The 26,138-nt window shown below is 71.5% G+C and carries 25 protein-coding genes; 16 read left to right on the forward strand and 9 right to left on the reverse strand.

Translation table 11 applies throughout. The annotated features are described in order from the left end of the window. Positions 1–2: 2 nt before the first annotated feature. Entirely contained in the window at positions 3–1,208 is a 1,206-nt protein-coding gene (locus ABGB12_RS29505) for a CaiB/BaiF CoA-transferase family protein (protein ID WP_347682798.1), read from the reverse strand. Then, positions 1,205–2,671, reverse strand: a complete 1,467-nt coding sequence (locus ABGB12_RS29510; RefSeq protein ID WP_347682800.1) for an aldehyde dehydrogenase family protein — start codon at positions 2,669–2,671, stop codon at positions 1,205–1,207. The genes ABGB12_RS29505 and ABGB12_RS29510 overlap by 4 nt, the downstream gene beginning before the upstream one ends. Positions 2,672–2,897: 226 nt before the next feature. Between ABGB12_RS29510 and ABGB12_RS29515 the strand changes: the two genes are divergently transcribed. From ABGB12_RS29515 to ABGB12_RS29565, 11 genes are all read left to right on the forward strand, one after another. Beyond that, entirely contained in the window at positions 2,898–3,704 is an 807-nt protein-coding gene (locus ABGB12_RS29515) for a TauD/TfdA family dioxygenase (protein WP_347682802.1), read from the forward strand. Next, the gene (locus tag ABGB12_RS29520) at positions 3,701–4,405 is read left to right on the forward strand and encodes an SDR family NAD(P)-dependent oxidoreductase (RefSeq protein ID WP_347682804.1); all 705 of its coding nucleotides are present in this window, start codon (positions 3,701–3,703) and stop codon (positions 4,403–4,405) included. Before ABGB12_RS29515 ends, ABGB12_RS29520 begins: the two co-directional genes overlap by 4 nt. 54 nt (positions 4,406–4,459) lie before the next feature. Then, positions 4,460–5,320, forward strand: coding sequence for a mycofactocin-coupled SDR family oxidoreductase (locus tag ABGB12_RS29525; protein ID WP_347682806.1), 861 nt, complete (start codon positions 4,460–4,462; stop codon positions 5,318–5,320). 101 nt (positions 5,321–5,421) lie between these two features. After that, positions 5,422–5,613, forward strand: coding sequence for a ferredoxin (locus ABGB12_RS29530; RefSeq protein WP_347682808.1), 192 nt, complete (start codon positions 5,422–5,424; stop codon positions 5,611–5,613). Positions 5,614–5,673: 60 nt separating this feature from the next. Beyond that, the gene (locus ABGB12_RS29535) at positions 5,674–7,038 is read left to right on the forward strand and encodes a cytochrome P450 (protein ID WP_347682810.1); all 1,365 of its coding nucleotides are present in this window, start codon (positions 5,674–5,676) and stop codon (positions 7,036–7,038) included. 108 nt (positions 7,039–7,146) lie between these two features. Then, entirely contained in the window at positions 7,147–8,814 is a 1,668-nt protein-coding gene (locus tag ABGB12_RS29540; RefSeq protein ID WP_347682811.1) for an OB-fold domain-containing protein, read from the forward strand. Further along, entirely contained in the window at positions 8,811–9,752 is a 942-nt protein-coding gene (locus ABGB12_RS29545) for an alpha/beta fold hydrolase (RefSeq protein WP_347682813.1), read from the forward strand. The genes ABGB12_RS29540 and ABGB12_RS29545 overlap by 4 nt, the downstream gene beginning before the upstream one ends. Further along, complete coding sequence (locus tag ABGB12_RS29550) at positions 9,752–10,258, forward strand: DoxX family protein (protein WP_347682815.1); 507 nt, start codon at positions 9,752–9,754, stop codon at positions 10,256–10,258. The genes ABGB12_RS29545 and ABGB12_RS29550 overlap by 1 nt, the downstream gene beginning before the upstream one ends. 101 nt (positions 10,259–10,359) lie before the next feature. After that, positions 10,360–11,178: an NAD(P)-dependent oxidoreductase gene (locus tag ABGB12_RS29555; RefSeq protein WP_347682817.1), complete on the forward strand. Its 819-nt coding sequence runs from the start codon at positions 10,360–10,362 to the stop codon at positions 11,176–11,178. A gap of 14 nt (positions 11,179–11,192) precedes the next feature. After that, positions 11,193–12,236, forward strand: coding sequence for a hypothetical protein (locus tag ABGB12_RS29560; RefSeq protein WP_347682819.1), 1,044 nt, complete (start codon positions 11,193–11,195; stop codon positions 12,234–12,236). A gap of 213 nt (positions 12,237–12,449) precedes the next feature. Beyond that, entirely contained in the window at positions 12,450–13,847 is a 1,398-nt protein-coding gene (locus tag ABGB12_RS29565) for an amidohydrolase family protein (RefSeq protein ID WP_347682821.1), read from the forward strand. Positions 13,848–13,850: 3 nt separating this feature from the next. Here the strand turns inward: ABGB12_RS29565 and ABGB12_RS29570 are convergent, their stop codons facing one another. Next, a complete protein-coding gene (locus ABGB12_RS29570) occupies positions 13,851–13,979 on the reverse strand; it encodes a hypothetical protein (protein ID WP_347682823.1) in 129 nt (42 codons plus the stop codon). A 273-nt stretch (positions 13,980–14,252) separates the two neighbouring features. Here ABGB12_RS29570 and ABGB12_RS29575 point away from each other — a divergent pair, with 273 nt between their 5' ends. Together ABGB12_RS29575 and ABGB12_RS29580 are read left to right on the forward strand one after the other, a co-directional pair. Further along, positions 14,253–15,329: a Scr1 family TA system antitoxin-like transcriptional regulator gene (locus ABGB12_RS29575; protein ID WP_347682825.1), complete on the forward strand. Its 1,077-nt coding sequence runs from the start codon at positions 14,253–14,255 to the stop codon at positions 15,327–15,329. Positions 15,330–15,435: 106 nt separating this feature from the next. Then, positions 15,436–16,266 (forward strand): SAM-dependent methyltransferase, encoded by an 831-nt coding sequence (locus ABGB12_RS29580; protein ID WP_347682827.1) that lies wholly within the window; start codon positions 15,436–15,438, stop codon positions 16,264–16,266. 48 nt (positions 16,267–16,314) lie between these two features. On the opposite strand, the gene ABGB12_RS29585 is transcribed toward ABGB12_RS29580, so the two are convergent. From ABGB12_RS29585 to ABGB12_RS29610, 6 genes are all read right to left on the reverse strand, one after another. Next, entirely contained in the window at positions 16,315–16,953 is a 639-nt protein-coding gene (locus tag ABGB12_RS29585; protein ID WP_347682829.1) for a CoA transferase subunit B, read from the reverse strand. After that, positions 16,950–17,693, reverse strand: a complete 744-nt coding sequence (locus ABGB12_RS29590; RefSeq protein WP_347683024.1) for a CoA transferase subunit A — start codon at positions 17,691–17,693, stop codon at positions 16,950–16,952. Before ABGB12_RS29590 ends, ABGB12_RS29585 begins: the two co-directional genes overlap by 4 nt. A gap of 146 nt (positions 17,694–17,839) precedes the next feature. Next, positions 17,840–19,258, reverse strand: a complete 1,419-nt coding sequence (locus ABGB12_RS29595) for an MmgE/PrpD family protein (RefSeq protein WP_347682831.1) — start codon at positions 19,256–19,258, stop codon at positions 17,840–17,842. Continuing rightward, positions 19,255–20,076, reverse strand: coding sequence for a cyclase family protein (locus ABGB12_RS29600; protein WP_347682833.1), 822 nt, complete (start codon positions 20,074–20,076; stop codon positions 19,255–19,257). The genes ABGB12_RS29595 and ABGB12_RS29600 overlap by 4 nt, the downstream gene beginning before the upstream one ends. Then, positions 20,073–20,918 (reverse strand): CoA ester lyase, encoded by an 846-nt coding sequence (locus ABGB12_RS29605; protein WP_347682835.1) that lies wholly within the window; start codon positions 20,916–20,918, stop codon positions 20,073–20,075. Before ABGB12_RS29605 ends, ABGB12_RS29600 begins: the two co-directional genes overlap by 4 nt. Beyond that, positions 20,915–22,102, reverse strand: a complete 1,188-nt coding sequence (locus tag ABGB12_RS29610) for a CoA transferase (protein WP_347682837.1) — start codon at positions 22,100–22,102, stop codon at positions 20,915–20,917. The genes ABGB12_RS29605 and ABGB12_RS29610 overlap by 4 nt, the downstream gene beginning before the upstream one ends. Before the next feature lie 229 nt (positions 22,103–22,331). Between ABGB12_RS29610 and ABGB12_RS29615 the strand changes: the two genes are divergently transcribed. From ABGB12_RS29615 to ABGB12_RS29625, 3 genes are all read left to right on the forward strand, one after another. After that, positions 22,332–23,714: an FAD-binding protein gene (locus ABGB12_RS29615; protein ID WP_347682839.1), complete on the forward strand. Its 1,383-nt coding sequence runs from the start codon at positions 22,332–22,334 to the stop codon at positions 23,712–23,714. Between the two features lie 41 nt (positions 23,715–23,755). Then, positions 23,756–25,222, forward strand: coding sequence for a dihydroorotase family protein (locus tag ABGB12_RS29620; RefSeq protein ID WP_347682841.1), 1,467 nt, complete (start codon positions 23,756–23,758; stop codon positions 25,220–25,222). Positions 25,223–25,305: 83 nt separating this feature from the next. Further along, entirely contained in the window at positions 25,306–26,130 is an 825-nt protein-coding gene (locus tag ABGB12_RS29625; RefSeq protein ID WP_347682843.1) for an IclR family transcriptional regulator, read from the forward strand. Positions 26,131–26,138 lie beyond the last annotated feature (8 nt).

Raw genomic sequence — 26,138 nt, forward strand, 5'->3', positions numbered from 1 at the left:
GCTCAGGTGACCGCGCCCGCGGTCTTGAGCGCGATGATGCGTTCCCAGTCCAGGCCGAGCTCCAGGAGGATCTCCTCGGTCTGGGCGGCGAACTCGGGGGCCGGGCCGGGCTCGGGAGCCGTCACGTCGAACTGCACCGGGTTGGCGACCAGGTCGAGCTCTCCCGCCTTGACCAGGTACTCGTTCGCCCGGACCTGGGCGTCGTCGCCCACCTGCAGGGAGTCCTGCACCGGGGCCCACGGGCCGGCCAGGGTGGCGAACCGCTCGCTCCACTGGGCGAGGGTGCGGGCGCCGATCACCTCTTGGAGGATCTCGACGGCCTGCTCGGTGTTGGCGGCGATCTGCTCGCCGGTGGCGAAGCGGGGGTCGTCGATCAGGTCCGGGCGGTCGATGTGGCGGCACACATCGGCCCAGAACTTGGTGGGCTGCAGCATGACGAAGGAGATGTGGCGGTCGTCCGCCGTGCGGTACAGACCCGAGAGGGGGTTGGCCTGCGAGCCGTGGGCCCCCGGCGGGAGCGCCTCCCAGGCCTTGCCGAGGTGCAGGGACAGCGCGATCCCGTGGCCCATGGCCCACAGTCCGCTGCTGAGCAGGGAGACGTCCACGACCGACGGCTCCCCTGTGCGCTCGCGCCGGAACAGGGCCGCCGCGATGCCTCCGGCGAGGTTCGTACCGGAGATCGTGTCCCCGTAGGCCGGTGCGGGCGGACTGATCAGCCCCTCCGAGCCGCGCGGCGTGATGCTGGCGGCCGTGGCGCCCCGGGACCAGAAGGCCGTCATGTCGTATCCGCCCCTGTCGGCCTCCACCCCGCGTGGGCCCAGCGCGCTGCCCCGCGCGTAGACGACCTTCGGGTTGACCGCGCGGATGTCGTCCACGTCAATGCCGAACTTCCGCCGGTGCCCGGGCAGGAAGCTGGTCAGGAACACATCCGCCCGGCGGGCCAGGTCCAGCAGCACCTCCTTGCCCTCGGGCGTGGACATGTCGAGGCCGATGCTGCGCTTGCCGCGGTTGGCGTGCTCGATGTTGGGGTTCGGGTCGCCCTCCACGCGGAAGGCGCCGGTCTGGCGGAGCCCGCGCTGCGGGTCTCCGTTGACGGCGTGCTCGACCTTGATGACGTCCGCGCCCCACTCGGCGAGCACGGCCCCCGCGGACGGGACGAAGCCGTACATCGCCACTTCGAGGACCTTGACCCCTTCGAGCGGCCTCATGAGACCACCGTCGCGAGGGTCTTGATCTGCAGGAACTCCTCGAGGCCCTGGACGCCCATCTCCCGGCCGATGCCCGACTGCTTGTACCCGCCGAAGGGAGCTTCGGGGCCGAAGTAGTTGCCGCCGTTGATGCTGAACGTGCCGGTGCGGATCCTGCGCGCCACCCGCAGGGCGCGCTCCTCGTCGCGGCTGTGCACCGCCCCGGACAGGCCGAAGATCGAGTTGTTGGCGATGCGCACCGCGTCCTCCTCGTCGGTGTAGGGGATGACGGTGAGGACGGGTCCGAAGACCTCGTTCTGCGCGATCTCGCTGTCGGGGTCGACGTTCGCCAGCAGGGTCGGCTTGTAGAAGAAGCCCGGATCCACCTTCTCCCCGCCGATCACCAGTTCGGCGCCCGCCTCGACGGCCCGCTGGACCATGCCGTGCACCTTGTCGCGCTGCTTCTCGCTGATGAGCGGGCCCATGTAGGTTCCGGGGTCCTTGGGGTCGCCGTACGACACCCGGCTCATGGAGGCGGCGACCTTTCCGACGATCTCGTCGTGGTTCTCCCTCGGCACGAGCAGCCGGGTGGTGAGCGCGCAGCCCTGGCCCGCGTGCGAGCAGATGGTGAAGGCGGCGAACATGGACGAGGCGTCGAAGTCGGCGTCGTCGAGGACGATCATCGCGGACTTGCCGCCGAGTTCCAGGAAGACCCGCTTCAGCGTGCCGCTCGCGGCCGCCATGATCTGGCGGCCGACCGCGGTGGACCCGGTGAAGCTGACGATGTCCACGTCCGGGTGGGTGGTGAGCACCTCGCCGACCGCCACCTCGGACGAGGCCACGACGTTGATCACGCCGGCCGGGATGTCGGTGTGCTCGGCGATCAGCTCGCCCAGGGCCAACGTGATCAGCGGGGTGTCCGGGGCGGCCTTGAGCACGACCGTGCAGCCGGCGGCGAGCGCGGGGACCACCTTGGCCAGCCCGATCTGGTTGGGGTAGTTGTACGGCAGGATCGCCGCGACGACTCCCCCGGCCTCCTTCTCGATCCAGCGGCGGTGGTGGCGGCCCCGGTCCTCGAAGGTCCCGAGCTCCTCGCTCAGGGGGTAGGTCCGCAGCAGGTCCGCGTAGAAGCGGACGATCTCGATGGGCGTGTCGAGCTGGTTGCCGTGGGTCAGCATGCGGCTCGCGCCGACCTCGGTGATCGTCAGCTCGCGCAGCTCCTCCTTGTGCTCGGTCAGCGCCCGGTGGAGCTGGTCGAGGCAGCGGACGCGCAGATCCCTGTCGGTCGACCAGTCCGTGGTGTCGAAAGCGCGCCGCGCCGCCTCGATGGCGGCCTCGGTGTCGGCGACCGTGGCGTCGGGGGCCTCGCCGAACACCTCGCCCGTCGCGGGGTCCACCGAGGGGAACGTCCGGTCGGAGCCCACCAGCTTCCCGTCGATGAGCAGGCGCTTCGTCACGCCCTGCGCCTTGTCGTCAGATCCCATCCTGCCTCCTCGTCGATGACTGGAAACTACATTCTCACTTCTTGCAAATCAAGCATCCGATAACGAGAATGCCGGTCAAGAGCCATGACTCCCACCGGCCGCGCCCGGCACCCTCATGACCGCCGCACCGCGACCTCGAGTCCCCCTTCGAACCGCAGCGCGGCCGGGGACTTCCGGAAGGACCGATTGTGAGAGTAAGGTTCTCGAAATCGGAAGGGAGATTCTCGTGATACGGACGACAGCGTTGAGCCCGTCTCTGGGCGTCGAGGTCACCGGTATCGACGACTGGCTCGACGAAGCCGTGATCGCTCAGTGCCTGGAGGCGCTGAAATGGCGCGGCGTCCTGCTCGTCCGCGGCGCGGACCTCGACGACGAGACGCAGCTCGCGTTCAGCCGCAGGATCGGCGAGGTCGTGAACGTGAACGGCTCGGAGATCTTCACGGTCTCCCTCGACCCCGCCAAGAACGCGGCGGCCGAGTACCTCAAGGGCACCTTCCAGTGGCACATCGACGGCACCACCGACCCGGTGCCGATCAAGGCGACCACCCTGACGGCGCGGCACGTGGCCATGGCCGGCGGCGGCACCGAGTTCGCCAGCACCTACGCCGCGTACGACCACCTGACGCGGGAGGAGCGCCGGCGCTACGAGGGCCTGCGGGTCGTGCACAGCTTCGGCGCCTCCCAACGGCTGACCAGGCCGCACGCCGGCGAGAAGGAGAAGGCCTTCTGGGACACCCTGCCCAAGCAGGAGGTGTCGCTGGTCTGGGAGCGCGCGGACGGCCGGCGCTCGCTCGTCATCGGCTCGACCGCCGACCACATCGTCGGCATGGACCCGGACGAGAGCCGCGCCCTGCTCGACGAGCTCCTCGACTACTGCACGCAGGAACGTTTCCGCTACACCCACGACTGGCGGGTCGGCGACCTGGTCATGTGGGACAACACCGGCATGTTGCACCGGGCTCTCCCCTACGACGCGTCCTCCGAGCGGGAGATGCACCGGACCACGATCTTCGGCGATGAGGCATTCACATGAGAACAGCTGTAGTGACCGGCGGCGGCTCGGGAATCGGGCGGGCCATCACCGAACGTCTGAGGGCCGACGGGCACCGCGTCGCCGTGCTCGACCTCGCCCCGCCGGACGCCGAGCACTCCTACAAGGCCGACGTGACCGACCGGGAGCAGATCGAGGAGGCGCTCGTCTCGATCCGAGCGGACCTGGGCCCGGTCACCATCCTGGTCAACGCGGCGGGGATGGACGGGTTCAAGCGTTTCGCCGACCTGAAGTTCGAGGTCTGGCAGCGGGTGATCGACGTCAACCTGAACGGCGTCTTCCACTGCACGCAGGCCGTGCTCCCCGACATGGTCGAGGCGGGCTGGGGACGGGTCGTCAACATCTCCTCCTCCAGCGCGCACTCCGGGCAGCAGTTCATGGCGCACTACGTGGCGGCCAAGTCCGCGGTCAACGGGCTGACCAAGGCGCTGGCGCTGGAGCTCGGCCCCTGCGGCGTCACCGTCAACGCGGTGCCGCCCGGCTTCATCGACACCCCGATGCTGCGCAAGGCCGAGGAGCGCGGACTGCTCGGCGGAACGATCGACGACCACATCCAGCGGACCCCCGTGCGCCGGGTCGGCCGGCCCGAGGACCTCGCCGCGACCTGCTCCTTCCTGGTCTCGGAGGAGGCCGGATACATCACCGGCCAGATCGTGGGAGTGAACGGCGGACGCAACACATGAGCTCCGGCAGGCGGCCGGGCCGAAGAAGCACCGAGAAAGAAGAGGACATCACCCATGGGACGTGTTGAGGGCAAGGTCGCGTTCATCACGGGCGCAGCGCGCGGTCAGGGCCGCAGCCACGCGGTCCGGCTGGCCGAGGAGGGCGCCGACATCATCGCGGTCGACCTGTGCCGGAACATCTCGACTGTCGGATACGACCTGGCCGGGCCGGAGGACCTCAAGGAGACCGTCCGCCTGGTCGAGGAGAAGGGCCGCCGCATCGTGGCGGTGCAGGCCGACGTGCGCGACGCCGCGCAGCTGCGCGAAGCCCTGGAACGCGGCATCGCCGAACTGGGCAAGGTCGACGTCGTGGTGGCGCAGGCCGGCATCGCCCCGCTGCACGGCGAGCCGCCGCTGCAGGCCTGGTCCGACGTCATCGACGTCAACCTGATCGGGACGATCAACGCGATCCAGGTCGCGCTGCCCCACCTCACCGCGGGCGCCTCGATCATCGCGGTCGGCTCGGCCGCCGCGCTCATGAACCACGGCATGGTCCAGGTCCCGGGCTCCAACCCCGGCGGGACCGGCTACGCCTTCGCCAAGCGCACGCTGTCCGCCTACGTCCACGAGCTCGCGACGAACCTCGCCCCGCACAACATCCGGGCCAACGTCGTGCACCCGACGAACTGCAACACGCCCATGCTGCAGAGCGAGCCGATGTACCGCTCGTTCCGCCCGGACCTGGAGAACCCGACCCGCGAGGACGCCGAGCCGGCGTTCGCGGTGCAGCAGGCCATGCCGGTGCGCCACATCGAGCCGATCGAGATCAGCAACGCCATCCTCTTCCTCGCCTCGGAGGAGTCCCGCTTCATGACCGGCACTCAGATGCGGGTCGACGCCGGCGGCTACCTGAAGTGGCACGACTTCCACGTCTGATCAGAACGGCGAGGCCGACGCCCCGCCCCTGTCAGGCCCCGGCCTCGCCGGGGCCTGACAGGCGAGAACACCGATCCCGCCCCCGCGACAGGAGGAGAACCGTGAAGGTAAAGGTCGACCCGGAACGCTGCCAGGGCCACACCCTCTGCGCCATGAAGGCCCCGGAGGTCTTCGAACTGGACGACGTCGACGGCCACTCGTCGGTCATCGACGAGAACGTTCCGGCCGAGCTGGAAGGCAAGGTCATGGCGGCCGTCAGGTCCTGTCCTGAGAGAGCGATCTCCGTTTTCTGAATCCCGGCGGTCTCGGGGGTCCGCCCCTCCCCACTCTCCCCGGCAAGGAAGGACGACACCGTGAGCACGGAAGACGTCGTCGGCGACGACGACCGCAAGAAGATCCAGTACCACTTCGACCGGCACGCCCCCGGATACCGCGAGCAGTTCGAGGAGATCACCCAGGAGATGCACTCCCGGTGTCCCATCGCCTGGTCGGACACCTACGGCGGCCACTGGGTCGCCGCAGGCAACCGCGAGGTCTTCGAGCTCGCCGCCCGGTCCACCGAGTTCATCTCCAACGACCACGACCCTAAGGGCGAGCGGCGCGGATACAAGGGGATCATGATCCCCAACTCCCCGCGCGGGGACCGGGGCGGCTTCCTGGAGATGGACCCGCCCGAGCAGCGCCATTACCGGCAGACGCTCAACCCGTACCTGTCCCCGGCCGCGATCAGCCGCTGGATCCCGGTGATCGACGAGATCATCCGCGCCGCCGTCGACGAGAGGATCGAAGAGGGCCGCATCGACTTCGTCGAGGACCTCGCCAACATCGTGCCGGCCGTCTTCACCCTGGCCATGATGGGCATCCCGCTCAAGAACTGGACGATCTACAACGAGCCGGCGCACGCGGTGATCTACACGCCGCCGACCTCGCCCGACATCCAGCGGGTCGGGCAATTGCACGCCGCCATGCAGCGGGACCTGGTCGCCCAGATGACGGAGATCCGGGAGAACCCCCGGCCGGGTCTGGTGGACGCGCTCGTCCGCGCGGACATCGGCGGCAGGACTCCCCCCGACAGCGAACTCCTGGGAGTGCTGTCCTTGCTCATCGGCGGCGGCTTCGACACCACGACGGCGCTCACCGCGCACGCCCTGGAGTGGCTCGGGGAGAACCCCGGGCAGCGGAACCGGCTCAGCCTCGAGCGCGGCGCCCTGCTCGACTCCGCGACCGAGGAGTTCCTGCGCTTCTACACTCCCGCCCCCGGCAACGGGCGCACGATCTCCGCGGACTGCGAGGTCCTCGGGACCCGCTTCAAGGAGGGAGACCGCCTGTGGCTGTCCTGGGCGATGGCCAACCGCGACCCCGCGGTCTTCGAGGAGCCCGGCAGGATCGACATGGAGCGCGAGGGCAACAGGCACGCCAGCTTCGGCCTGGGCATCCACCGCTGCATCGGCTCGAACGTCGCCCGCACGCTGTTCAAGCGGATGATCGTCCATGTGCTCGACCGGATGCCGGACTACGTGTGCGATCCCGAGGGCACGAGACACTACGACACGATCGGCGTCATCAACGGCATGCGGAACCTGCCCGCCACCTTCACTCCGGGCCCCAGGCTCGGGGCGGGCCTCGACGAGACCCTCGAGAAGCTCCAGAAGATCTGTGACGAACAACGGCTCGCCGAGCCCGTCACGGTCCGCAAGGCCAGGGCCCAGGTCACCTGACCTTGAGAGCCGACCATCAGGAGCCGGACGCGGCCTCCCTCCCGTCCGGGGGCGGTGGCCGGTCCGGACTCCCTTCACCAGCAGCACGAACAGTTTGAGGAGGCGATTGTGGCCGGGTCCTCGGGACGTCCCCTGCCCATGCTCACACCGGAGAACGAGTTCTTCTGGACATCCGGGGCGGATGGCCGGTTGCGCTTCCAGGAGTGCGAGTCCTGTTCGGCCCTGATCCACCCGCCCCAGCCTGTCTGCCGGTACTGCCGGAAGACCCGGATCGGGGTGCGTGCCGTCTCCGGGTACGCCACGCTCATCGGCTTCACCGTCAACGAACGGTTCGGCCTGCCCGGCCTTCCGGCGCCCTACGTCGTGGCGCAGGTGGCGATCGAGGAGGACCCGCGGGTCCGGTTCACCACCAACGCCGTCGAGTGCGACCCGGCGGACCTGGTGCTGGGCATGCGCATGGAGGTCGTCTTCGAGCGGGTCGAGGACGTGTGGCTGCCGCTCTTCCGCCCCGCCGCCGAGCAGGGCGAGCCCGCCGGGCTTCCGCGTGACGAGATCGAGCCGGACCAGATGTGGCGCCACGTGCGCCCGATGCTCACGCCGGAGAAGTTCGAGGACAAGGTCGCGATCAGCGGCGTCGGCGCCTCGGAGATCGGCCGCCGCCTCATGGTCGACCCGCTGTCGCTGACCGTCCAGGCGTGCGAGCGCGCGGTCGCCGACGCCGGCCTGACCATGGACGACATCGACGGCCTCGCCACGTACCCGGGCGCCGGGCCGTTCGGCGGGTTCGGCGAGGGCGGCGTGACCGCGCTGGAGTCCGCCCTGGGAATCCGGCCGGTCTGGCACAACGGCGGCGGAGAGACCTTCGGCCCCGGCGGCTCGGTCATCGCGGCGATGATGGCGGTGGCCTGCGGGATGGCCCGGCACGTCCTGTGCTTCCGCACCCTCTGGGAGGCCACGTACAACGAGCTCACGCGGCAGGGGAGGATCACCCCGCCCGGCGGCCGGGCGGGCGGCGGCTCGGCCTGGCGGATGCCCTTCGGCTCGACGTCGGCGGCGCACACCCTGGCCCAGAACGCCCAGCGGCACTTCCACCGCTACGGCACCACCCGCGAGACGCTCGGCTGGATCGCGCTGAACCAGCGGGCGAATGCCGCCCTCAACCCGACGGCGATCTATCGCGACCCGATGACGATGGACGACTACCTGAACGTCCGCACGATCACCACCCCGTTCGGGCTGTACGACTGCGACGTGCCCTGCGACGGCTCCGTCGCCGTCATCGTCTCGGCCGTGGACGCCGCCCGGGACCTGGCCAAGCCGCCCATCCGGGTGGAGGCCGTCGGCACCCAGATCATCGAGCGTCTCGAGTGGGACCAGAGCACTCTCACCCACGAGCCCCAGGTCCTCGGGCAGGCCGCCCACATGTGGACGCGCACCTCGCTGCGCCCGTCCGACGTCGACGTGGCCGAGTTGTACGACGGCTTCACCATCAACTGCCTGTCCTGGATCGAGGCGCTGGGCTTCTGCGGGATCGGCGAGGCCAAGGACTTCCTGGACGGCGGCAAGAACATCGCCCGCGACGGCGTCCTGCCGCTGAACACCCACGGCGGGCAGCTGTCCCACGGACGCACCCACGGCATGGGGCTGTTCCACGAGGCGGTCGTCCAGTTGCGCGGAGAGGGCGGGGAACGGCAGGTGCCGGACGCGAAGGTCGCCGCCGTCAGCAGCGGAGGCCTCACCCCCAGCGGCGCGATCCTCCTCAGGACGGACACGTGACGCCCCGCGAGGCCGGTCTGGCGGTGGACGCTCCCGTGGAGCCGCTCACCGGCGGCGGCCCCGGCGTTCCCCTGACCGTCGAGGTCGGCGGCATCCCGATGTCGGCGCGGCTCCAGGAGGCTCAGAACCCTCGAGCCGTGGTCCTGGCCCTGCACGGCGGCGCGACGACGAGCCTGTACTACGACGCGCCGAACCGGCCGAGGCTGTCGCTGCTGCGGGCCGGCGCGGCGCTCGGGTTCACCGTCCTGGCCCTGGACCGTCCGGGATACGGCGCCTCCGCCGCCCACGCGGCGGAGCTGAACTCCGCGGCCCGGAGAGTCGACCTCGCCTACGCGGCGGTGGAGCGGATGCTGGAGGGGCGGCCCCGGGGCGCGGGCGTGTTCCTGATGGCGCATTCGAGCGGCTGTGAACTCGCCGTCCGGATGGCGGGAGACGAGCGCGGCGCGGACCTGCTCGGCCTGGAGCTCGCCGGTACCGGACGGCACCGCCACGAACGCGCCATGCGGCTCTGGGAGGACTGGCGGGGGCGGGAGAGGGAGGCGCGAGAGGGCCTGCGCGCCATTCTCTGGGGGCCGCCCCACCTCTATCCGGACGATCTCGTCGGCGGCTACAGTGTCTCGGCTTCCGCGCCTCCCTACGAGGGCGTCGAGGCGGAGTCCTGGCCGCGCGGCCTCCCCGGTCTCGCCGCCCGGATACCGGTCCCCGTCCACTACAGCCTCGGGGACCACGAGATGTGGTGGCGGTCCGGTTCTCAGGCGTTGGAGGACATCGCGTCCCTGTTCACCGCCTCTCCCCTGGTCTCCGTCCACGAGCAGGCGGGCGGCGGACACAACCTGAGTCTCGGGAACTCGGCCCTGGCCTACCACCTTCGAGTCCTGTCGTTCGTCGAGGAATGCGTACTCGCCCGCCGGAGCGCGGGCGCCGGGAGGGTGAACTGATGGAAGCGGAAGCAGCCGCGCTGCTGCTCGTACGGGCGGTCGTGGGAATCACCATGATCGCGCACGGCTACAACCACTGGAGGGGCGGAGGCCGCATCGAGGGCACCGCCCGCTGGTTCGGCGGACTCGGGCTCAAGCACGGGACGCTCCAGGCCTGGATGAGCGTGGTCACCGAGATCGGCGCGGGCCTCCTGCTGGTCGCCGGCCTGCTCACGCCGCTGGCCTGCGCCGCGGTCGTCTCCGTGATGCTCGTGGCCGGGCTCCTCGCCCACCGCAAGAACGGGTTCTTCGTCTTCAAGGACGGCTACGAGTACGTCCTCGTCCTGGGCGCGACCTGCCTGGCGCTGGCGCTGCTGGGCCCCGGCGACTGGTCCGTCGACGAGGCCGCGGGCATCACCGTCGACGGCTGGACCGGCGGTGGCATCGCACTCGGCGTGGCCGTGGCGGCGACCGCCGGGATGCTCGCGACCTTCTGGCGACCGGAGAAGACCGAGACGTCCGTCTGACTCCGCCTGCCCTCTCTGTTCCCTCCCACCCAAGGAAGAGAAATGAGTAGATCCGCCCCCACCCCTCCGGTTTCCCGCGTCCATCGGCGGGAGGCCCGCTGATGCGCGTCGGGTTCATCGGCCTGGGCATCCAGGGCGCCCCCATGGCGCGTCGGATCATCGACGCGGGCTACGAGACGACCCTGTGGGCACGACGCCCCGCCTCACTGGAGCCGTTCTCCGGCACCTCCGCGCGGGTCGCCGCCTCCCCCGCGGAACTGGCCGCGGACTGCGACGTCGTCTGCGTCTGCGTGGTCGACGACGCCGACGTCGAAGAGGTCCTCACCGGCGACCGCGGCGTGCTGGCCGGGCTGCGGCCGGGCGGTGCGGTCGTCGTGCACAGCACCGTCCACCCCGACACCTGCCGCAGGCTGGCCGAGCTGGCCGCGGAGCAAGGCGTGCGACTGGTGGACGCGCCGGTGAGCGGAGGCCCCTCGGCCGCGGCCGAAGGCCGCCTTCTGGTGATGGCGGGCGGCGAGACCGAGACCGTCGAACGCTGCCGCCCGGTGTTCGCGACCTACGCCGAGCCCATCATCCACATGGGTCCCGTCGGCTCCGGCCAGTTCGCCAAGCTCCTGAACAACCTGCTCTTCACCGCCCATCTGGCGACCGCCGCCAGCACGTTCGCCCTCGGCCGCTCCCTGGGAGTCGACTCCGCCGCCCTCGCCGAGGTCATCTCCCACGGCACCGGCTTCAGCTTCGCGCTGACCCGGGTCGGCGCCGCCGGGGGCACCCTGGAGCGGATGGCCCCCGTCGCGGGCCCCCTGCTCCAGAAGGACGTCCGGCTGATCGCCGAACTCGCCGAGACGGCCGGAGCCTCGGCGGGCACCGTCCTCGCCGCCGCCGACGACGCCCTGGGCCTCATGAAGCATCCCCGCTGATGGAAGGCGTTCCCTTGACCGAGAGCACCCGACGGTACCGGGTCGTCCAGTGGGCCACCGGGAACATCGGCACCCGTGCGCTGCGGCATGTCATCGAGCACCCGGACCTGGTCCTGGCCGGGCTGTACGTCCACAGCGCGCACAAGACCGGGACCGACGCCGGTGAGCTGTGCGGGCTGGCGCCGACCGGCGTCACCGCGACCGGGAACCTCGACGAGATCGTGGCGCTCGGCGCGGACTGCGTCCTGTACATGCCCGCCGCGTGCGACTTCGACGAGGTGTGTCGGCTGCTGGAGTCGGGCGCGAACATCGTCACGACCCGGGGCGAGTTCCACCACCCGGGCAGCATGGACCCCGGCGTGCGCGAGCGGGTCGAGGCCGCCTGCGAGCGCGGCGGCACCTCGATCCACAGCACCGGGAGCAGCCCCGGATTCATCACCGAGGCCGTCCCGCTGGTGCTCACCTCGATCCAGCGGCGGCTCGACTCCCTGACGATCAACGAGTTCGCCGACCTCTCGCGGCGCGACTCGCCGGATCTTCTCTTCAACGTGATGGGCTTCGGTAGGCCGCCCGCGGCGCTCGACGAACGGCGGCTGACCCACGGGAAGGTCAGCTTCGGTCCGTCTCTGCGCGCCGTCGCCGACGCGCTGTCGATGCCCCTCGACTCGCTGGAGGCGGGAGGAGAGGTCGCAGTCGCGAGCCGCACCGTCCGCATCGCTGCGGGCACCTTGGAGGCCGGTACCGTGGCCGCCCAGCGGATCACGGTCTCGGGCATGCGGGCCGGACGCCCGGTGCTGAACTTCCGCGCCACCTGGTACTGCACCACCGAGATAGCCGCGGACTGGGACATCCGTCCCACCGGCTGGCACATCACGGTCGAAGGCGACTCCCCGCTCGACATCGACATGCGCCTCGCGGTGCCCATCGAGAAGATGGGCGAGGCCTCACCCGGTTTCACCGCCAACCGCGCCGTCAACGCCGTGCCCGTCGTCTGCGGCGCGTCCCCGGGGATCCGCACGGCGGCCGACCTGCCCCAGGTCGTCGCCGCCCTCGGGTAGGGACGGCACGCCGAATCGCCGGGTCGGAGCATGCGCCGCCCGTCCGGAACTGCCATGCTGTCGTCCTGGTGTTCCCCGGACCAGGAGGCCGACTTCGATGACCGCGGCCTCCTTCCCTGAGCTGCCCCCGGTCCCGGGGGCGCCACCGCGCCGGGTGGCGTCCCCGGGCCTGGAGGCGCCCGAATGGGCCCCGTCACTCGGGCTCCTGGCGCCATGACGTCGCTGTTGCTGCGCGATGTCGAGGTCGGCGGGCGCCGGGCCGATGTACGCCTGGCCGGCGGGACGGTCCGCGAGGTGGGCGGGAAGCTGCGCGCGGATCCCCGGGAAGAGGTCGTGGACGGGCGGGGCGGGGCGCTGATCCCGGGGCTGCACGACCACCACATCCATCTGATGGCGACGGCGGCGGCCGAACGGTCCGTACGGCTGGGGCCTCCGGAGGTGTCGACTCCGCGCGAGCTCGCCGAGGCGCTGCGGCGGGCCGACGCCGCGTTGCCGCCGGGCTCCTGGCTGCGGGGGGTGGGCTACCACGAGTCCGTCGCCGGTGATCTGGACCGGGAGGCGCTCGACGCGCTGCTTCCCGGGCGGCCGGTGCGGGTGCAGCACAGGTCGGGAGCCCAGTGGAGCCTGAACGGGGCGGCCTGCCGCGCCGTCGGGCTGGACGGCGGGCCTCTTCCCGAAGGGGCCGAGACGGACGCCGCCGGGCGCGCGACCGGACGGTTGTTCCGCGCCGACGCGTGGCTGAGGGAAAGGCTGCCGCCGCAGCCCCCTCCCGACTTGGCCGGGCTGGGCCGACGGCTGGCCCGCGCCGGGGTCACCGGGGTCACCGACGCGACGCCCGTGGAGCGGGTGGAGGATCTGCGTCTTCTGGCCGAGGCCGGGCTGCCGCAGCGGCTGGTGCTCACCGGGGGTCCCGCGCTGGCCTCGGCGAACTTCCCCGAGGGGGTGGGGCGCGGGCCGGTCAAACTGGTGGTCGCCGACCACGAGCTTCCCTCGCTGGACGCCCTCGCCGCGGCGATCGAGGCGGCGCATCTGGCCTCCCGCCCGGTGGCCGTCCACTGCGTCAGCCTCGTGGCGCTCGTCCTGGCCCTGGCCGCCTGGGAGCAGGCGGGAGTGCGGCCCGGAGACCGGATAGAGCACGGATCGGTGGTGCCCGCCGGACTCATCCCCGTTCTGGCCGAGCGGAGGCTGACCGTGGTGACGCAGCCCGGTTTCATCGCCGAGCGGGGGGACCGCTACCTTCTCGACGTCCCTCCGGAGGACCACGGGGACCTCTACCGCTGCGCCTCCCTGCTCGCCGGGGGCGTGCCCGTCGCCGGGAGCACCGACGCCCCCTATAGCGCGCCCGACCCCTGGCGTGCCGTCAGGGCCGCGACCGACCGGCGGACGGCGTCCGGCCGGGTGCTGGGAGCGGGGGAACGGCTCCCCGCCGACCGGGCCCTGGACCTCTTCCTGACGCCCCTCGACTCTCCCGGCGGGAAGCCGAGATCGGTCCGGCCAGGGGTCCCCGCCGATCTGGTCCTGCTGGCGGCACCGCTGGAGGAGGTCCTGGCCTCTCCCTCGGCGGACGCCGTCACCCTGACGTTCTTCGCCGGAGCCCCCTTCCCCCGCTGAACCTCAGCAGGAGGCGCGGTCGTCGCGGGGCTCGTCGAGGTCGTGGTCGCTCCAGAAGGCCTCGAGTTCCGCGCGCGTGAGGTCGCCGTAGGGGCGTTCGGGAATCGGGCGGCCGGTATGGAGGGCCCACACCGTGTAAAGGCAAAGGGCCAAGGTCTCTTCATCGTCCGCGCGGGAGCTCGTCGACACAGTTCCACCGTGCGGCAGGATCGCTCTCTTCCGCGACCGAATCCTCACTATCCAGACAAAACCGGATACCCCGAATGGCTCGCCCGCACCTCCCGGAGCATCCCCTTGCTCGTGAATGGCACAATATAACAAACGCACTGGTCGGGAACGCGCACGGATGGAAGGATGCTCACGCACAGCACCGCATCGGAGTGCACGGATCCTTCCGGAGTCTGGATGTCCCACCGATCCGCACAGGAGGTGGTGGCCGCCTTCATCGCCGACCTCAAGGAGGCCTGGGCGGTGGCGGCCACGTCCTACGCCGCCGTGGAGAGGCTGGCCGAGGAGACCAGGAGCGGTCCGGGTCGGCCGCTCGGGTCGCGGATGACCCTGCTGCCCGCGGCCACCGTGAACGACCTGCTCACCAAGCCCCGGCACAGGCTTCCCCGCTGGGAGATGACGGCCTCGCTGCTGGTCGTGCTCCGGAAGGTCATCGCCGACCGCGGAGAGGACCCCGACCGCATCGGCACCCTCACCGGGTGGAAGGCCCGGCACGAGGCCGCGCACAGGGCCGTGGACGAGATCCGGCTGCGAAACCGCCGGTCGGGCGTCAGTCTGGCCTCCGGCGAACCGGCCCCCGAGGACCTGGCCCGCAGGCGCGCCGAGATCGAGGACGCCCAGCGCGCCACCCTGCTGGCGATGGCGGGGAACGGCGAGCGGAAGTGGTGGCATCCCTACCGGGACGTCGTCCCCGCCGGCTCCCGCGACTATCTGACGCTGGAGCGGTCGAGCCACCGGCTTCAGATCTACGAGCCCGGCGCGGTCCCCGACCTGCTGTGGCCCGAGGAGCGCATCCACCGCCTGGTCCGGCGGCGGCATCCCGGCGCGCCGGAGAGCCTGGTCGCCTCGACGGTCGGGCTGCAGCTGAGCCGCCGGCACGTGCTCCACCGCGACGAACCGACCCGGCTGTGGGTACTCCTGGACGAGACCGCCGTCCAGCCCTTCGCCGACCGCGACCTCTGGCGGGCGCAGCTGGAGCATCTGCTCGCTTTGGCCTCGCTGCGGAACGTCAGCCTTCAGATCCGGGCCTCGGGGGCGCACACCAGCCCGATCGGCGACGAGGTCAGGCTGCTGCGCTTCCGGGAGGCGGCGCTTCCGGACGTCGTCTGCCTCCGGCAGGGAGAGGAGCTGTTCTGCCCGGCCCAGTCGGAGCTCGTCCACCACTACGTCGCGCTCCTGAAAGGACAATTCTTCTCCGCGGCCACCCCCGAAAACTCGGTGAAAATCCTGAAAAACCTCCTTAAGCGGAATTGATGTCCAAAAATCCCTTATATCTAGCCAACACCCTTGTTCTTCTGTTGTCATGTGAGGGTCACCCGCACGATCACAGCGCCCTTCGTGGTGCCTTCCGGAGGCTGGTATGACCGCTGAAGAAGAGCGTTTCGCCTGGCATGAGGCGGAGAAGGACATCTATTCCGGGATCGACACCTCGGTACCGCACTCGGCCCGCATCTGGAACTACTGGCTGGGCGGCAAGGACAACTTCCCCGTCGACCAGCAGGCGGGCGACGAGTACGTGCAGGTCTTCCCCGGCATCATCGACCTCGCCCGCCACTCCCGCGCCTTCCTGACCCGCGCGGTGCGCCACCTGGCCGCGCAGGAGGGAATCCGCCAGTTCCTGGACGTCGGCACCGGGCTCCCCACCTTCGACAACACCCACGAGGTCGCCCAGCGCGTCGCGCCCGACGCGCGCATCGTCTACGTCGACAACGACCCCCTCGTGCTCCTCCACGCGCGGGCTCTGCTGACCAGCACCCCCGAAGGGGTGACCGCGTACGTCGACGCCGACCTGCACGACCCGCCCGCCATCCTGGAGAAGGCCGCGGAGACCCTCGACCTCTCCAAGCCCGTGGCCCTGATGCTGATGGGCATCATGGGCCACGTCTCCGACGACGCCGAGATCAAGGAGATCATCCGCCGCCTGCTGGACGGGCTGCCCTCCGGCAGCTTCCTGGTGCTCTACGACGGAACCGCCACCGACGAGTCCTTCACCGAGGCGCAGGAGGGCTACGACGAGACGGGCGCCGTCCCCTACCGCCTGCGCAGGCCGGAGCAGATCATCGGCTTCTTCGAGGGCCTGGAACTCCTCGACCCGGGCGTCGTCCCCGTCACCCTGTGGCGCCCCGAGCCCAGCCCCTTCGACCCCGGCCCCCCGGCCCACGCCTACGGCGGAGTCGGCCGCAAACCCTGAGCGCCCCCGTTCCCGCCCTCGCGACGATCACCGAAGACGGTCCTCCCGTCACCCGGCGCGAAAGCGGATGGGAGCGGCGGTCCGGGAGACGACCTCTTCCGGGGCGACGCCGGGAGCGGTCTCGACCAGGAGCAGGCCGTCGGGGGTGATGTCCAGGACGGCGAGGTCGGTGATGACGCGGTGGACGCAGCGACGGCCGGTCAGGGGGAGGGTGCAGGCGTCGACGAGTTTGGGGGTGCCGTCCTTGGCGGTGTGCTCCATGAGGACGATGACCTTGCCGGCGCCGTGGACGAGGTCCATGGCGCCGCCCATGCCCTTGATCATCTTGCCGGGGACCGTCCAGTTGGCCAGGTCGCCCTCGGCCGAGACCTGCATGGCGCCCAGGACCGCCACGTCGATGCGGCCGCCGCGGATCATGCCGAAGGACAGGGCCGAGTCGAAGAAGCCCGCACCGGGCAGGACGGTGACGGTCTCCTTGCCCGCGTTGATGAGGGCGGCGTCGACCTCGTCCTCACCCGGGTAGGGGCCGACGCCCAGCACGCCGTTCTCCGACTGGAGCACCACCTCCACCCCCTCGGGCAGGTGGTTGGGGATGAGGGTGGGCAGGCCGATGCCCAGGTTCACATAGGCGCCGTCGGGGAGTTCGGCGGCCGCGCGGGCCGCCATCTCGTCGCGGGTCCAGCTCATCGGACCGTCCTCTTCTCCACGTGTTCGACGGCGGCCTGCTCGGGGGTGAGGACGACGACGCGGTCCACGTAGACGCCCGGCAGGTGGATCTCGTCGGGGTCCAGGTCGGTGAGCTCCTCGACCTCGACGATGGTGGTGCGCCCGGCCATGGCGCACAGCGGGTTGAAGTTGCGTTCGGACTTGTCGAAGACGAGGTTGCCCCACCGGTCCGCCTTCAGGGCCCTGACCAGTGCGAAGTCGGTGACGATGCCTTCTTCCAGCACGTGTTCGCGGCCCTGGAAGTCACGCACCTCCTTGGGCGGCGACGCGACGGCGACGGTGCCGTCGGACGCGTAACGCCACGGCAGGCCGCCGTCGGCGACCAGCGTGCCGACCCCGGCCGGGGTGTAGAAGGCGGGAATGCCGGTGCCTCCCGCCCGCAGGCGTTCGGCGAGGGTCCCCTGCGGGACGAGTTCGACCTCGATCTCACCCGCTAGGTACTGGCGGGCGAACTCCTTGTTCTCCCCGATGTAGGAGCCGACGGTCCGGGCGATGCGCCCGGCGCCCAGCAGCAGGCCCAGGCCCAGCCCGTCCACACCACAGTTGTTGGAGACCGTGCGCAGCCCGGCCGCGCCCTGCTCGTACAGCGCCTCGATCAGGGTGAAGGGCACCCCGCACAACCCGAAGCCGCCGACGGCCAGTGACGCTCCCTCTGGAATGTCGGCCACCGCCTCGGCGGCGGACGCCACCGTCTTGTCGATCAATGTCCTTCTCTTTCTTGCTGCCCGGACCGGCGCCGCTCGACCGAGGAGTCAGCGCCGGTCCGGGGCCGGAGCCCCCTGCCGGGGGAGGGTCCGGCCCGGCGACGTCGAGTGGAAGGGTCGCGCCGGGCCGGAGGCCTGTGCTCCTACCGGGAGGCCGGGGCGGCGCGCAGCGCCTCGGCCAAGGAGGTGAGGTCTTGCGCGTCGGGCAGGCCGTAGGTCAGTTCGGTGACGCGGTCGGCCTGCTCGGGGGTGAGCAGCCGGGTGGCGTTCAGCCGGAACTTCGTGGCCAGCTCCTCGGAGCTCAGCGGATTGCCGGGGCCGCCGCGGTTGACGCTGACGCGCTCCTCCAGCACCTCTCCGGAGGCGAGCCGGACGCGCAGCACGGCCGGGAACTGGTGCGGGAAGATCCGGTCGCACTCGGCGTCCGGGACGCAGTGGACCTTGGCGGCCAGCGCGAGCCGGGCCGGGTCCGCCGCGGCCTCGTCGGTGAAGTCCTCGTGGAACAGGCCGAGGCCTCCGCCGCCGAGCAGCGCCGCCGCGACCGTGTAGGGGCCGGAGAAGGCGGCGTGGTAGCCGGACCTGGGGTGGATCTTGTCCTCGCGCGGCTCGCCGATGGTGCGCAGGACGGGCGTGGGCGCGCCCAGCTCGATGTGCTCGACCTGGGAGACATTGAGGCCGCGCTCCCGCAGCCGCAGTGCCGCGTCGATGCCCGCGTGGGTGAAGTGGTTGCACGGGTAGGGCTTGAAGAAGATGCCCGGCAGCTCCCACTTCTCGCCCAGCCCGTCGAGCAGCGGCTCCAGGTGGTACTGGTCGCCGCAGAACGCCTGGAGCAGGCCGAAGCGGCCTTCCAGCACGGTCGGCGGGCCGGTCAGGCCGGTGCGGGCCAGACCCGCGGCGGTGACGGCGGCGTGCGCGGCCCAGCCGCAGTGCACGCGCTTGACGGTGCCGCCGGTGCGGTTGGCCTCCAGCAGGCCGGAGCCCATGCTGGCGGCGATGCCCAGCGCGTCCGCGACGCCCTGGGCGCCCAGGCCGGAGAGCATGGCACCCGCCGCGGCGCCGCCGAGCGCACCGCAGATCGCGGTGGCGTGCAGGCCGCGCTCGAAGAACACCGAGTTGCCGAGCTCCTCGTCGTACCCGGCCATGCCGACGCGGACGGCGATCTCGATGCCGACCCCGATGGCGTCCAGCAGCTGGGCGCCGGTCGCGCCCCGGGACTCGGCGACGGCCAGCGCGGCGGGCACGACCGAGGCCGACGGGTGCAGCACCGACGGCAGGTGGGTGTCGTCGAAGTCGAGGGAATGCGCGAGGGTGCCGTTCAGCAGCGCCGCGCTCGGCTCGGGCAGCGGCTCGCCGAAACCGATCGCGGTGGCGCGGCCGCTGCCGCCCCACTCGCGGACCAGCGCGCCGACGGCCTTGGCGGGCGGCTCGGCGGTGGCGGCCAGGCTGTTGCCGAGCACGTCGAGGACGCGGCGGGCCGCGTCCGCACGCAGCTCGGCGGGCAGCCCCTTGACCCGGACCTCCTCGGCGAACTCGCCGAGCCTGTGGACGAGCGGCGCGGTCATGCGCTCACCGCCGCGAGCGGACGGACCGGGGAGCCGGTGCCGCCCTTGATGCGCAGCGGGGCCAGCACGAAGACGAACTCGTGGATCCCGGCCTCGGCGATGTCCTCGAGGTCGAGGTGCTCCATGATGTAGATGCCGTTCTCCACCAGCAGCACCCGGTGGACGGGCAGGACCGCGTGGCCCGCTCCGGCGGGGATCTGCTCGTAGGCGGTGGTGTCGGCGCCGGTCGCGACGATGCCGCGCGCGGCCAGCCACTCGGCGGCGTCGACGGTCGCGCCGGGCACGCCCTCCGCCTTGCTCATGTAGGCCTCGGGGTCGCCGAAGTTGCGGGCCCAGCCGGTGCGGATGAGCGCGACGTCGCCCTGGCCGGGCTCGACGCCCGCGCGCTTCGCGGCGGCCTCGAGGTCGGCGGCGGTCACACCGTGGCCGGGCGGCAGGGTCGGCACGCCGTGGACGGCGGCGACGTCGAGCAGCACGCCGCGGCGCAGCAGGCCGGGGAGGTTCTCGGCGCCGTGCTCCTTGAACACGCCGCCGAGCTGGGCCTCGGCCGCGTCGACGTCGCCGTGCAGCTTGCCGCAGTGGCTGACGTGCGACAGCGCGTCGATGTGGGTGCCGACGTGGCCGCCCGTGACGATGATCTCGTTGGCGGCGGAGCCCCCGTCGGGGCGCTCCATGTCGCCGTGCCGGCGGATCAGCGTCATCCGGAAGCCGGGGTGGTTGGGCGAGCACGGCATGCCGGTGAAGAACGGCTGGCCGAGCTCGATCAGCCGCACTCCGCCGGCGACGGCGGCCAGCAGGGGGTCGGTGGTCTGGGTCATTGAACGTCGCCTTCCTTGGCGTTCTCACGGTCGACGGTCCCGGCGAGGGAGAGCAGCCAGCGGGCCCGCTCCACGACGGCCTTGTCGACGAACTTTCCGGAGGAGTCGATCCAGGCTGATTCCCCGGTCGACCCGGCCGCTCCGGTGAACCGGCCGAGCAGCTCACGCGCCCACGCGGTCTCTTCGGGATCGGGGGCGCACGCCTCGTGCACGACGGGGATCTGCGCGGGGTGGATGACCGAGCGGCCGAAGAACCCGGCCTCGCGGCCGGACTCGGTGTCGGCGCGCAGTCCGTCCAGGTCGCGCACCGCCGTCCAGACGCTCTGCGCCGGGCTGGGCAGCCCGGCGGCGCGTGCCGCGACGACGATGCGCGACCGGGGCCAGGCCAGGGCCCGGCGGCCCGCCCGCAGGTCGGCCTGGAGATCCGCTTCGCCCAGCGAGATCCCCCCGACCAGCGGGTGGGCGGTCGCCAGCGCCAGGGCGTTCTCCACCCCGAGCGCCGACTCGATCAGCGGGAACACCGGAACGCCGAGCCGGTCGGCGACGCGTCGCAGCTCACCGGGGTCCTCGCTTTTAGGCACCCGGACGCCGGCGAGCGAGCCCTGCGCGGCGGCCAGCTCCCGCACGTCGGCCTCCCCTGAGGGGGCGGCCGGGTCGTTGATCCGCACGTACGCGGGCCGACCGGAGGCCAGGACGTCCAGCACGTTGCGCCGCGCCTCGTCCTTGGCCCCCGCGCCGACCGCGTCCTCCAGGTCGAGGACGACGGCGTCGGCGGGCCCGGCCAGGGCCTTGTCCATCCGGTCGGGGCGGTCCCCCGGCACGTACAGCCAGCTGCGGATCACCTGATGACGCCCTTGGCCCGCAGCTCCCGCAGCTCCTCGCCGGTGACGCCGTAGCGGGCGAGGACCTCCTCGGTGTGCGCGCCGACGGGCGCGCCGGCGGACTCGATGCGTCCGGGGGTCTCCGAGAGGCGGAACAGGATGTTCTGCATCTTGATGGGGCCGAGTTCCTCGTCCTGGACGGTGGCGATGGTGCCGAGCGCCTGGAACTGGGGGTCGGCCATGATGTCGGCGGCGTCGTAGATGGGGGCGACGGCGGCCTCGGCCTCCTCGAACGCCTTGATGACCTCGTCGCGGTCGCGCTGCGCGATCCAGCTTCCGACGGCCTCGTCGAGCTCGTCGGCGTGCTTCGCGCGCTCGGCGCCGGAGGTGAACCACGGCTCGTCGATGTACTCGGGGCGGCCGACCAGCCGCATCACGCGCTCGGCGATCGACTGCGCGCTGGTGGAGATCGCGACCCACCTGCCGTCGCGGGTCTGGTAGGTGTTGCGCGGCGCGTTGTTGCTGGAGCGGTTGCCGGTGCGCTGCTGCAGGATGCCGAGCTGGTCGTAGTTGATGATCTGCGGGCCGAGCAGGGTGAGGATCGGCTCGATGATGGCCATGTCGACGACCTGGCCGCGGCCGGTGGTCTCGCGGGCGCGCAGCGCGGTCATCACGGCGAACGCGGTGGTCAGCGCGGTGATGCCGTCGGCGAGCCCGAACGGCGGGAGGGTCGGCGGGCCGTCGGGCCGGCCGGTGATGGCGGCGAAGCCGCTCATCGCCTCGGCGAGGGTGCCGAAGCCGGGCCGCTTGGCGTAGGGGCCGATCTGGCCGAAGCCGGTGACGCGGACCAGCACGAGCCGGGGGTTGATCCGGCTGAGCTCGTCGTAGCCCAGGCCCCAGCGTTCCAGCGTGCCGGGCCGGAAGTTCTCGATGACGACGTCGGCGTCGGCGACCATCCTCCGGAAGATCTCCTGGCCTTCGGGCGAGCCCAGGTAGAGCGTCATGGCCTTCTTGTTGCGGCCGATCATCTTCCACCAGAGCCCGACGCCGTCGCGCTGCGCACCGTGGTCACGGACCGGATCGCCCTTGGGATGTTCGACCTTGACGACCTCGGCTCCGAAGTCGCCGAGCAGGGTCGCGGCGAGCGGGCCGGCGAACAGGGTGGCCGTGTCGATGACCCGGATGCCCTCCAGAGCGTCTGCCATGGACCGGCACCTTCCTTTCCTTATCGTTCCGCCTGGCGGAACGGTATCGAACCGCTCTCCCCGGATCGGTTCCGGTGATGCTTTTTCAAGTTCGCACTGGTTACTGGCTATAGTCAAGTTGGCGCAGGATGTTGACCCAAGACAGGGGCCGATGTCACGCTGGGCAAGCTCCGGGCTAATGTTTCCTCCAGCGGAACGATCCCGGACGGCGGAGTCAGGAAGGAACGCAGTGAGCGGAACGCAATTCGACGGACCCGACCTCGTCGTGGCCGGCGCCGGAGGCGGCCTCGCCGGAGCCCTGCGGGCCGCGGAGCACGGGCTGAGCGTCCTGGTGGTGGAGGCCAGCGAGCATTACCGCCGCGGCAACAACACCTCGATGTCGACCGCGATGTTCCCCGGCGCGGGCTCCCGCTGGCAGGCCGAGGCCGGGGTGCAGGACTCCCCCGAACGGTTCGCCGCCGACATGGCGGCCAAGACCCGGGGCCAGGTCGACGCCCGGCTCGCCCGCACGCTCGCCGAGGTCAGCGCCCCCCTCGTGGAGTGGCTCAACGACGGCGTCGGGCTGCCGATGTCACTGGTCACCGACTTCAACTACCCCGGGCACTCGGTCACGCGCTGCCACACCGTGCCCGGCCGGCACGGCAGCACCGTGATCGACCATCTGGCGCGCCGGGTGCGCGAGCACCCCGCCATCGACATGCTCGTCCCCGCCCGGCTCACCGACGTGCTGACCGGCCAGGACGGCGCGGTGCGCGCGGTCGTCGTGCGGATGCCCGACGGCTCCGAGGAGGAGATCCCGACCCGCGGCGTCCTGCTCGCCACCAACGGCTACGGCGCCGACCGCGAACTCGTCGCCGAGCACATGCCGGAGATCAGCAAGGCTCTCTACCAGGGCGGCGAGCATTCACGGGGCGACGCGCTGCGGATCGGCGAGAAGCTCGGCGCGGCCAGCGGCTACCTGGACGCCTATCAGGGCCACGCCGCGGTCGCGGCCGGCGCGAGCACCCTGGTGAGCTGGGCCACGATCGTCCTCGGCGGCATCCTGGTCGACCTGACCGGCCGCCGCTTCGGCGACGAGACCCGCGGCTACTCCGAGTACGCCGCCGAACTCGCCGCCCGGCCGGGCTCGACGGGCTGGATCGTCATCGACGAGACCATCCACGAGCGGTGCCTGGCCTTCCAGGACTACCTGGACGTCGTGGAGTCCGGCGTGCTGGTGCGGGCCGACGACGCCGCCTCCCTCGCCGAGGCCACCGGACTGCCCGCCGAAGTGCTCGCCGCCGAGCTGGCCGACTCCGCGTCCGCCGCCCGCGGCGAGATCCCCGACCCGCACGGGCGCGCCAACTGGACGCGCCCGCTCACCCCCCGGTATGTCGCCGTCCGGGTCGTCCCCGCCCTCTTCCACACCCAGGGCGGCCTGATCGTGAACGAGCACGCCGCCGTCGTCGACCGGGAGGACCGGCCGATCAAGGGCCTGTACGCCTCGGGCGGCGCGGCGGCGGGCGTCTCCGGCCACGGCGCGGCCGGATACCTGGCCGGCAACGGCCTGCTGCCCGCCTTCGGGCTCGCCTACCTCGCCGCCGACGACCTCGCCCGCGAACTCGCCGACTGACCCCCTTTCCCCTCAACACCCGCAAGCGGAGGAGACCGCCCATGGCGTCCATCGAGTTGCTGATCAAGAACGTCCGGGTCGTCCGGCCGGGCGACCCCGACGGGACGCCCCCGCCGGTGGACATCGCCGTCAACGACGGCACCATCGTCCGGGTCGGCCCCGGCCTGCCCGAGGACGACGCCGCCACCGTCGTCGACGGCCGGGGCCTGCTGGCCTTCCCCGGCGTGGTCGACGCCCACCAGCACTGGGGCATCTACAACGACCTGTCCACCGACACCCGCACCGAGAGCCGCGCCAGTGTGCAGGGCGGCGTCACCACCGCGGTGACCTACATGCGGACCGGCCAGTACTACCTCAACAAGGGCGGCAGCTACCGGGACTTCTTCCCCGAGGTGCTCTCGCTGGCCGAGGGCAAGGCCTACACCGACTACGCCTTCCACCTGGCGCCGATGAGCGCCCAGCACATCGGCGAGATCCCGTACCTCGTCGAGGAGCACGGCGTCACCTCGTTCAAGATCTTCATGTTCTACGGCAGCTACGGCCTGCACGGCAGGTCGACCAGCCAGAGCGAGTTCCTGATGATCCCGGAGAACGAGCGCTACGACCTGGCGCACTTCGAGTTCGTCATGCGCGGCGTCCAGAACGCCCGGGAGATCCTCACCGAGTACGCCGACCACCTGTCGTTGTCGCTGCACTGCGAGACCGCCGAGATCATGACGGCGTACACCAGGATGGTCGAGCAGGAGGGCACGCTCACCGGGCTGCGCGCCTACAGCGCCTCCCGGCCGCCGCACTCCGAGGGCCTGGCCGTCACGATCGCCTCCTACCTGGCGCACGAGACCGGCCTGCCGAACATCAACCTGCTGCACCTGTCCGGCGAGAAGGCCCTGTCGGCCGCGTTGACCATGGCCGGCGCGTTCCCGCACGTGAACTTCCGCCGCGAGGTCACCATCGGCCACCTACTCGCCGACGTCGACACCGCCAGCGGCATCGGCGGCAAGGTCAACCCGCCGCTGCGCGAGCGCGAGGACGTCGAGGCGCTGTGGAGGCACGTGCTCGACGGGAACGTCGACTGGGTGGTCAGCGACCACGCCTGCTGCCGCGACGAGCTGAAGTTCGGCGCCGACCGCGAGGACGTCTTCCTGGCCAAATCCGGTTTCGGCGGCGCGGAGTACCTGCTGCCCGGCCTGGTCGGCGAGGGTCTCAAGCGCGGCCTGTCCCCTCAGGCCGTCGCCCGGCTCTCCTCGGCCAACCCGGCCAGGCGCTACGGCCTGCTGCGCAAGGGCGACATCGCCGAGGGCTACGACGCCGACATCGCGCTGGTCGACCCGAACGCCTCCTGGACGGTCCGGGCCGAGGACTCCGAGTCGACCCAGGAGTACACGCCGTTCGAGGGCTTCACCATGACGGCGAAGGTCACCGACACGTTCGTGCGCGGCAACCGGGTACTGGCCGACGGCGAGGTCGTCGGCGACCCCGTGGGCCGCTACCAGCCGCGCGGACGCTGACGCCGCTCCCCCAGGCCCCGCGGACTCGAGGTCCGCGGGGCTTTTTCGGATCTCTCCAGCCTGCCGAGACTTAGGATCTACACGTGACCGAGAAGAGCGTTTCGGGGCGTATCGCCACAAGGTCCGCGGACAGCTCCGGAACCGAGACGGCGGCCCGCGTCGCCGACGTGCTCCTGCTGTTCGCGGGCGGCCCCCAATACCTGGGCGTCAGCGCGATCAGCCGGGAGCTGGGCCTGTCCAAGGCGGTGGTGCACCGCATCCTGCAGTCCCTGGTCTCCCGCGAGATGCTGCAGACCGACCCCGGCGTGCCCGGCTACCGGCTCGGGCCCGCGGCGGTGGCGCTCGGCGCGAGCGCGCTGTCGAGGTTCGAGACCCGCACCGCCGCGCTGCCCGTGCTGCGCAGGCTGCGCGACGAGACGGGCGAGACCAGCACCCTGTCGGGGCTGGTCGGCGAGGAACGCGTCTACCTGACGCAGTTCGAAAGCCCCTACGAGGTCAAGATGACCGTCGAGGTGGGCCGCAGGTTCCCGCTGCACGCGGGCTCGTCCGGCAAGGCCATCCTGGCGTTCCTGCCGGAGGACCGCAGGGAGTCGCTGTTGTCGCGCCCGCTGCTCTCGTTCACCGAGCGGACGGTCACCGACACCGGCGCGCTGCGCGCCGAGCTCGCCGAGATCGCCCGCGACGGGGTGGCGGTGTCCGCCGGGGAGCGCCAGTCCGACGCCGGCTCGGTCGCCGCGCCCCTGTTCGGACCGGACGGCGAACCGCACGGCTCCATCAGCGTGTGCGGCCCCCGCCACCGCTTCACCCCCGAGAGGGTGGAGCTGTGGCGGGGGCTCGTACTGGCCGCCGCGGAGGAGATCAGCCGGAGCTGGACCTGGTCGCGCCCCGCGGGCGAGCGCTCCCGCTGATCCGCCTC

The organism is Actinocorallia sp. B10E7 (genome assembly GCF_039871655.1).
Lineage (GTDB): Bacteria > Actinomycetota > Actinomycetes > Streptosporangiales > Streptosporangiaceae > Actinocorallia.

Coding starts and splice junctions, on each gene's coding strand:
- ABGB12_RS29505 (WP_347682798.1), bottom strand. CDS start 1,208: ATGAGGCCGCTCGAAGGGGTCAAGGTCCTCGAAGTGGCGATGTACGGC.
- ABGB12_RS29510 (WP_347682800.1), bottom strand. CDS start 2,671: ATGGGATCTGACGACAAGGCGCAGGGCGTGACGAAGCGCCTGCTCATC.
- ABGB12_RS29520 (WP_347682804.1), top strand. CDS start 3,701: ATGAGAACAGCTGTAGTGACCGGCGGCGGCTCGGGAATCGGGCGGGCC.
- ABGB12_RS29525 (WP_347682806.1), top strand. CDS start 4,460: ATGGGACGTGTTGAGGGCAAGGTCGCGTTCATCACGGGCGCAGCGCGC.
- ABGB12_RS29550 (WP_347682815.1), top strand. CDS start 9,752: ATGGAAGCGGAAGCAGCCGCGCTGCTGCTCGTACGGGCGGTCGTGGGA.
- ABGB12_RS29555 (WP_347682817.1), top strand. CDS start 10,360: ATGCGCGTCGGGTTCATCGGCCTGGGCATCCAGGGCGCCCCCATGGCG.
- ABGB12_RS29565 (WP_347682821.1), top strand. CDS start 12,450: ATGACGTCGCTGTTGCTGCGCGATGTCGAGGTCGGCGGGCGCCGGGCC.
- ABGB12_RS29575 (WP_347682825.1), top strand. CDS start 14,253: ATGTCCCACCGATCCGCACAGGAGGTGGTGGCCGCCTTCATCGCCGAC.
- ABGB12_RS29580 (WP_347682827.1), top strand. CDS start 15,436: ATGACCGCTGAAGAAGAGCGTTTCGCCTGGCATGAGGCGGAGAAGGAC.
- ABGB12_RS29585 (WP_347682829.1), bottom strand. CDS start 16,953: ATGAGCTGGACCCGCGACGAGATGGCGGCCCGCGCGGCCGCCGAACTC.
- ABGB12_RS29595 (WP_347682831.1), bottom strand. CDS start 19,258: ATGACCGCGCCGCTCGTCCACAGGCTCGGCGAGTTCGCCGAGGAGGTC.
- ABGB12_RS29600 (WP_347682833.1), bottom strand. CDS start 20,076: ATGACCCAGACCACCGACCCCCTGCTGGCCGCCGTCGCCGGCGGAGTG.
- ABGB12_RS29610 (WP_347682837.1), bottom strand. CDS start 22,102: ATGGCAGACGCTCTGGAGGGCATCCGGGTCATCGACACGGCCACCCTG.
- ABGB12_RS29620 (WP_347682841.1), top strand. CDS start 23,756: ATGGCGTCCATCGAGTTGCTGATCAAGAACGTCCGGGTCGTCCGGCCG.